Source organism: Pseudomonas sp. SDO524_S393, from assembly GCF_054071875.1.
On record NZ_JBSVVZ010000127.1, the window covers coordinates 1 to 6,970 of the forward strand.

The 6,970-nt window shown below is 61.3% G+C and carries 7 protein-coding genes; 5 read left to right on the forward strand and 2 right to left on the reverse strand.

What is annotated here, in order from left to right:
• Positions 1-66: 66 nt before the first annotated feature.
• Positions 67-981, reverse strand: coding sequence for a choline ABC transporter substrate-binding protein (gene choX / locus ACW9IB_RS29000; RefSeq protein ID WP_457416727.1), 915 nt, complete (start codon positions 979-981; stop codon positions 67-69).
• Between the two features lie 18 nt (positions 982-999).
• Positions 1,000-2,514, reverse strand: coding sequence for a choline-sulfatase (gene betC / locus ACW9IB_RS29005; protein ID WP_457416729.1), 1,515 nt, complete (start codon positions 2,512-2,514; stop codon positions 1,000-1,002).
• A 103-nt stretch (positions 2,515-2,617) separates the two neighbouring features.
• Here betC and ACW9IB_RS29010 point away from each other — a divergent pair, with 103 nt between their 5' ends.
• The 5 genes from ACW9IB_RS29010 (at position 2,618) to dgoD (ending at position 6,878) form a co-directional block, all read left to right on the forward strand.
• Positions 2,618-3,568 (forward strand): choline sulfate utilization transcriptional regulator, encoded by a 951-nt coding sequence (locus ACW9IB_RS29010; protein ID WP_457416731.1) that lies wholly within the window; start codon positions 2,618-2,620, stop codon positions 3,566-3,568.
• A gap of 31 nt (positions 3,569-3,599) precedes the next feature.
• Entirely contained in the window at positions 3,600-3,926 is a 327-nt protein-coding gene (locus ACW9IB_RS29015) for a DOPA 4,5-dioxygenase family protein (protein ID WP_457416739.1), read from the forward strand.
• 173 nt (positions 3,927-4,099) lie between these two features.
• Positions 4,100-5,059 carry a 2-dehydro-3-deoxygalactonokinase gene (locus tag ACW9IB_RS29020; RefSeq protein ID WP_457416733.1) on the forward strand — a complete coding sequence of 320 codons (960 nt, stop codon included), beginning with the start codon at positions 4,100-4,102 and terminating at the stop codon, positions 5,057-5,059.
• A gap of 1 nt (position 5,060) precedes the next feature.
• Positions 5,061-5,681, forward strand: coding sequence for a 2-dehydro-3-deoxy-6-phosphogalactonate aldolase (locus tag ACW9IB_RS29025; RefSeq protein ID WP_457416735.1), 621 nt, complete (start codon positions 5,061-5,063; stop codon positions 5,679-5,681).
• Between the two features lie 48 nt (positions 5,682-5,729).
• The gene (gene dgoD, locus ACW9IB_RS29030) at positions 5,730-6,878 is read left to right on the forward strand and encodes a galactonate dehydratase (protein ID WP_457416737.1); all 1,149 of its coding nucleotides are present in this window, start codon (positions 5,730-5,732) and stop codon (positions 6,876-6,878) included.
• The last annotated feature ends 92 nt before the right edge of the window (positions 6,879-6,970 follow it).

Sequence of the window (6,970 nt, forward strand, 5' to 3'; positions counted from 1 at the left end):
GTCATTGTTGGCCGGCACGCCGCATTCGCGAGCAAGCCCGCTCCCACATTTGAATTGCATCAGACCTTAGAGTTTGGCTTTTACGGCAGCCAGCGCATCCTTGCCATCCACGGTCTTCACGCCGTCCAGCCATTTATCCAGCACCGCCGGGTTGGCCTTGATCCACGCCTTCGCCGCATCGGCATTGCTGACTTTGTTGTTGGCGACTTCGGCCATGATGCTGTTCTCCATCTCCTGGGTGAAACTCAGGTTGGTCAGCAGTTTTCCGACATTCGGACAGGCTTGTGCATAACCCTTGCGGGTCAAGGTATACACGCTGCCGGTGTCACCAAAATACTTCTCGCCACCTTTGAGGTAGTGCATTTTCAACTGCACGTTCATCGGGTGCGGGGTCCAGCCGAGGAAGGTCACGAATTTCTGCTTCTTAACGGCCCGCGACACCTCGGCGAGCATGGCCTGTTCGCTGGACTCGATCAGCTTCCACTGGCCGAGGTCGAAGTCGTTCTTCTTGATGATCTCCTGCAACGAGATATTGGCCGGTGCGCCGGAGCCGATGCCAAAGATCTTCTTGTCGAACTTGTCGGCAAATTTGTTCAGGTCGGCAAAGTCATGCACGCCGGCGTCCCACACGTAGTCGGGCACGGCGAGGGTGAACTCGGTGCCGTCGAGGTTTTTCGCCAGTTGCACCACATCGCCATTGGCCACGAACTTGTCATAGAAGCCCTGCTGCGCCGGCATCCAGTTACCGAGGAACACATCCACCTGGCCGTCCTTGAGCCCACCGAAGGTAATCGGCACCGCCAGGGTGTCGACCTTGGGTTTGTAGCCCATGCCCGTCAGCAGGAAACCGGTGATGGCATTGGTGGCGGCAATATCGCTCCACCCAGGATCAGCCATCTTCACCGTTTCACAACGGGTGTCCGCGTACACGCTTGTGCTGCTCAACGCCAGCATGCCCAACACTACCGCTAACTTTTGCATGGCCTTCCCTCTGTCTATTTATTGGTTTTGGCAGGGTTGTGGATAACGTGCCTTGCGCTCCAGGTCGTCGAGGTCGATATGGTTGCGCATGTATTGCTGACTGGCGTCCACCAGTGGCTGGTGATCCCAGCTCTTCAGCTTGCCTTGGGTCAGTGCGTCGAACACCAGACGGCGACGGCGTTGGCTGGCGAGCACCTGTTGGTGGATCGCCGGGATGTCCCATTTGGCCCGCGCTTCATTCAAGAACGCCTCGAACAGTGCCCGGTGTTCCGGTGACTGGCTGAGGTCCTCCCGCTCGTGCGGGTCGTTGTGCACATCGAACAGTAGACAGGGATCGTCCTCGCTGTAGATGAATTTGTAAGCGCCGCGACGAATCATCATCAGCGGGCTGATGGTGCCTTCGGCCATGTATTCGCCGAAAACTTCGTCATGCCCGCCCTGCCCTTGCAGGTGCGGCATCAGCGAACGGCCATCCAGCGGCAGGCGTGGGTCCAGCTCACCGCCGGCCAGTTCCACCAGGGTGGGCAGCAAATCGGCAGTGGACACGGCCTTGCTCACGCGACCCGCCGCAAACTGCCCCGGCGCGCTGACCAACAGCGGCACCCGCGCGGCCATTTCGAACCAGTGCATTTTGTACCAGAGGCCCCGCTCGCCGAGCATGTCCCCGTGGTCGCCGGAGAACACGATGATGGTGTCGTCGGCCAGGCCGGTGTCTTCCAGCGTTTGCAGCAGCTTGCCAACGTTGCTGTCGATGTAGCTGCACGCGCCAAAGTAGGCGCGGCGCGCATCGCGGATCTTGTCCACAGGCAGCGGCTTGTCCCACAAGTCGTAGACCTTGAGCAGACGCTGGGAGTGCGGGTCCAGATCACCTTGCGCGGGTGTGGCAGGCAAAGGGATGTCGGCGTCGTCGTACAGGTCCCAGAACGGCTTGGGAATGGTGTACGGGTCGTGGGGATGAGTCATCGACACCGTCAGGCAGAACGGCTGGTCGCCGTCTTCGCGAATATGGTCGAACAGGTACTGCTGGGCCTTGAACACCACCTCTTCGTCGAAGTCGAGCTGGTTGGTGCGTACGCATGGGCCGGCTTGCAGCACCGACGACATGTTGTGGTACCAACTGGGGCGCACGTCCGGCTCGTCCCAGTTCACGGCCCAGCCGTAGTCGGCGGGGTAGATGTCGCTGGTCAAACGCTCTTCATAGCCGTGCAACTGGTCGGGTCCGCAGAAATGCATCTTGCCTGACAGTGCGGTGCGGTAGCCGAGGCGACGCAAGTAGTGGGCATAAGTCGGCACATCGCCGGGGAAATCTGCCGCGTTGTCGTAGGCGCCGATCTTGCTCGGCAACTGGCCGCTCACCAGGGTGAAGCGCGACGGCGCGCACAGCGGGCTGTTGCAATAGGCGGCGTCGAACACTACGCCCTGTTCGGCGAGGCGGCTGAGATTCGGCAACTTGATGGGCGAAGAACCGTAGAACGGAAGCAACGGCGCGGCCATTTGATCGGCCATGATGAAAAGAATGTTCTTGCGCTTCATGGGTTATCGGCATTCCATAGGCGGTGTTTATGCGAATGAGCATGCAGCCCATGGAAAATGGGGTAAAGCCCATGAACAGCAATGTCTAGGATAAGCACAGCTTATGTTTGAAGCCCTCGGCGATCTCTCCCTCGATCTGTTGCGCGCGTTCGAAGCCGCAGCGCGCCACCGCAGCTTTACCGCGGCGGCGATGGAGTTGGGCACGACCCAGCCGGCGATCAGCCAGCAGATAAAACGGCTGGAAGAACAGTTGGCGATCCGTCTATTTGATCGGATCTATCGCGGCATCGAACTCACCGACGCCGGTGCCTTGCTGTTCGAGCATGTGCAAGGCGGTTTGCAGGGCATCAACCAGGGCCTGAGCCTGATCACTCGGCAGGACCAGCATGAAGTGCTGCAAGTGGCCACTGACTTCGCCTTTGCCGCGTATTGGCTGATGCCGCGCCTGCATCGCTTTCATGCGGCCAACCCGCAGGTGGATGTGAGCCTGGTGACCAGTGAACGCAACCACGCCACCCTGCGCAGTGATATCGACGTGGCGGTGTTGTTTGGCGATGGCCGTTTCAAGCAGGGTGACAGCCTGTGGTTGTTCAACGAAGAAGTGTTCCCGGTGTGCAGCCCGCAATGGCTGAAGGATCAGTCCAGGCCGTTGACTGTGCAGAATTTGCACGATTTCCCTTTGCTGCACTTGCGTCAGGAAAACAACAGCCAGTGGTTCGACTGGGCCGGCGTGTTTCGCGAGCTGGGCATCAGTGCTGCGCCAACGCCGGGGCAATTGCGCTTCGACAACTACACGCTGCTGGTCCAGGCGGCGATTGCCGGCCAGGGTGTGGCCATCGGCTGGCGTCACCTGGTGGATAACCTGCTGGAGCAGCAGTGGTTGTGTCGACCGATCAGCGAAACGGTGATCTCGCGCTTCGGTTATTACGTGGTCCAGCCCCAGCGCAAGCGCCGGGGGCAGTTGGTGGAGCGCTTTGTCGATTGGTTATTGGCGGAGCAGGCCAGCAGTGCGCAGTCGTTGACCGGGCTGGCCCTGCCATCGATTGCGGTCTAGGATTCGGCCCATGTCTGAGCCGGATTTCGCCATGCAACGTATCAAGGGTTACCACGCCCACATCTATTACGACGCCACCACCCTCGAACAGGCACGCGCCTTGTGTGAAGACGCCGCGCGGCTGTTCCCGCTGCGCATGGGCCGCATGCACGAACGGCCCGTGGGCCCGCATCCCGACTGGAGCTGCCAGCTGGCATTCGAGCCCGAATACATCGGCGTCGTGCTGCCCTGGTTGGCGCTGCATCGCAATGGGCTGGTGGTATTCCTGCATCCGGATACCGGTGATGACTTGAAGGACCACACCGACTACGCGATCTGGATGGGCGCGATGCGCGAGCTGGACCTGTCTATTTTTTAATCGACTAGCAAAAATTCCTACGACCTACCCGCTGAAAAATCGTGGCGGGGGTAGGATTAATCTTGTTTTGTTCCACTATATGGGATTGATATTTATATATTGAGATATGTTCGGCCGTAGGTTTATATTCGCCCATCTGCTTTTTTCAGCACCCACTCATTTCAGGTGAAGCGATGCAGGCGCAATTGATCGCGCTCGATTGGGGGACCAGCTCCCTTCGTGCTTACAAACTCGGCCCCGCAGGCGTAGTGCTGGAGCAACGCGCGCTGGCGTCCGGGATCATGCACTTGCCCAGTGAACCACGGGACATCGCAGGCGTGCGTTGCGACGATGGCTTCGAATTGGCGTTCGACGCGGCGTGTGGTGATTGGCTCGATGCACAGCCTGATCTTCCAGTGATCGCCTGCGGCATGGTCGGCAGTGCCCAGGGTTGGAGCGAGGCGGCTTACCGCGCCACCCCCGTGGACGTGGCGAGCCTTGGCCAGGCGTTGCATCGCGTGCACAGCCTGCGCGGCGTGGACGTACATATCGTGCCCGGCGTGATCGAGCAGGTTGGCCTGCCCAACGTCATGCGCGGCGAAGAAACCCAGGTATTGGGTGTGCTGCAAGGGCTTGGCGCCGAGGTGTTGATCGGCCTGCCGGGCAGTCATTCCAAGTGGGTCGAGGTGGTCGAAGGGCGTATCACTCACTTCGACACCTTCATGACCGGTGAGGTGTTTGCGGTACTCAGCAAGCACAGCATCCTGGGCCGCACCCAACAACCCAGCGAGCAGTTTCAGGCCGAAGCCTTTGACCGGGGCGTGCAGGTGGCGTTGTCGAGGGACGGCCAACGCGGCGTGCTGTCGACGCTGTTCAGCGCGCGCACCTTGGGGCTTACCGGCGAACTCGCCGCCGACCAGCAACCTGATTACCTCTCCGGCCTGCTGATCGGCCATGAACTGGCCGGCCTGCCGAATCGCGCCAAACAGCAGCCGATCGTCCTGGTCGGTGCTGCCCCACTCTGCGCCCGTTATCAACGCGCCCTCGCCCTTTGCGGCTTTGCCCAGGTCCGCCTGGCGCAGGAAGCCACCGAGCGCGGTCTTTGGCAGTTGGCCGTGGCGGCCGGGCTCACTCAACCTGTATTGGAGGCCTGACATGCTCAAGCAAGCACTCGCGCAAAACGGTTTGATCGCCATCCTGCGCGGCATTCGCCCGGACGAAGCCGAAGCGGTCGGCCAAGTGCTTTACCAGGCGGGGTTTCGCGTGATCGAAGTGCCGCTCAATTCCCCGGACCCCTACACCAGCATTCGCACCCTGCGTGACAGCCTGCCCGCCGATTGCCTGATCGGTGCCGGTACGGTGCTCACGCCGGAACAGGTCGAGCAGGTCAAGGCGGCCGGCGGCCAAGTGATCGTCATGCCCCACAGCGATGCCAAGATCCTGCGCGCGGCGAAGGCGGCCGGCCTGTACTTGTCGCCGGGCGTGGCCACTCCCACCGAAGCCTTTGCCGCACTGGCCGAAGGCGCCGACGTGCTGAAGCTGTTCCCTGCCGAGCAAATGGGCCCGGCGGTGATCAAGGCCTGGCTGGCAGTATTGCCGGTTGGCACCTTGCTGCTGCCGGTGGGCGGCATCACTCCGGACAACATGCAGGTGTTCGTCGACGCCGGCGCCAAGGGGTTCGGGTTGGGTTCCGGGTTGTTCAAGCCAGGTATGACGGTGGATCAGGTTGCGAGCCGCGCCCAGGCGTATGTCGCCGCCTGGAAATCCCTGAGCTGAGTCCACGTTTCGCGCCCACAGGCGCCGCATCGACAAGAGAGATAACAGATGAAAATCACCAAACTCACGACCTTTATCGTCCCCCCGCGCTGGTGCTTCCTCAAGGTCGAGACCGACCAGGGTGTGACCGGTTGGGGTGAGCCCGTCGTAGAAGGCCGCGCCCATACGGTGGCGGCGGCTGTTGAAGAACTGTCCGACTATCTGATCGGCAAAGACCCACGCAACATCGAAGACATCTGGACCGTGCTGTATCGCGGCGGCTTCTATCGGGGTGGCGCCGTGCACATGAGCGCCCTCGCCGGCATCGACCAGGCGCTGTGGGACATCAAGGGCAAGGCCCTTGGTGTGTCGGTCAGCGACCTGTTGGGCGGCCAGGTGCGCGACAAGATCCGCGTGTATTCGTGGATCGGCGGCGACCGCCCCGCCGACACTGCCCGCGCCGCCAAAGAGGCTGTGGCGCGTGGCTTTACCGCCGTGAAAATGAACGGCACCGAAGAGCTGCAGTTCGTCGACAGTTTCGAAAAAGTCGACCTGGCCCTGGCCAACGTCGCCGCCGTGCGCGATGCGGTCGGCCCCAACGTGGGCATCGGCGTCGACTTCCACGGTCGGGTGCACAAGCCCATGGCCAAGGTGCTGATGAAAGAGCTGGACCCGTACAAACTGATGTTCATCGAAGAGCCGGTGCTCAGCGAGAACTACGAAGCGCTCAAGGAACTGGCGCCGCTGACCAGCACGCCGATTGCCTTGGGCGAACGCCTGTTCTCGCGCTGGGACTTCAAGCGCGTACTCAGTGAAGGGTATGTCGACATCATCCAGCCGGATGCGTCCCACGCCGGCGGTATCACCGAAACCCGCAAGATCGCCAACATGGCCGAAGCCTACGACGTGGCCCTGGCCCTGCACTGCCCGCTGGGCCCGATTGCCCTGGCAGCGTGCCTGCAACTGGACGCGGCCTGCTACAACGCGTTCATCCAGGAACAAAGCCTGGGCATTCACTACAACGAGAGCAACGACCTGTTGGACTACGTGCGCGACCCGGGCGTGTTCGACTATGACCAGGGCTTCGTGAAGATCCCCAACGGGCCGGGCCTTGGCATCGAGATCAACGAAGAATACGTGACCGAACGCGCGGCCATCGGCCACCGCTGGCGCAATCCGATCTGGCGGCATGCCGACGGCAGCTTTGCCGAGTGGTGATTTCTCACTGACGAGATGCGGTTAAAACTGTGGGAGCTGGCTTGCCTGCGATAGCGGTGGGCCAGTCTGCACATCTGGCACTGATATACCGC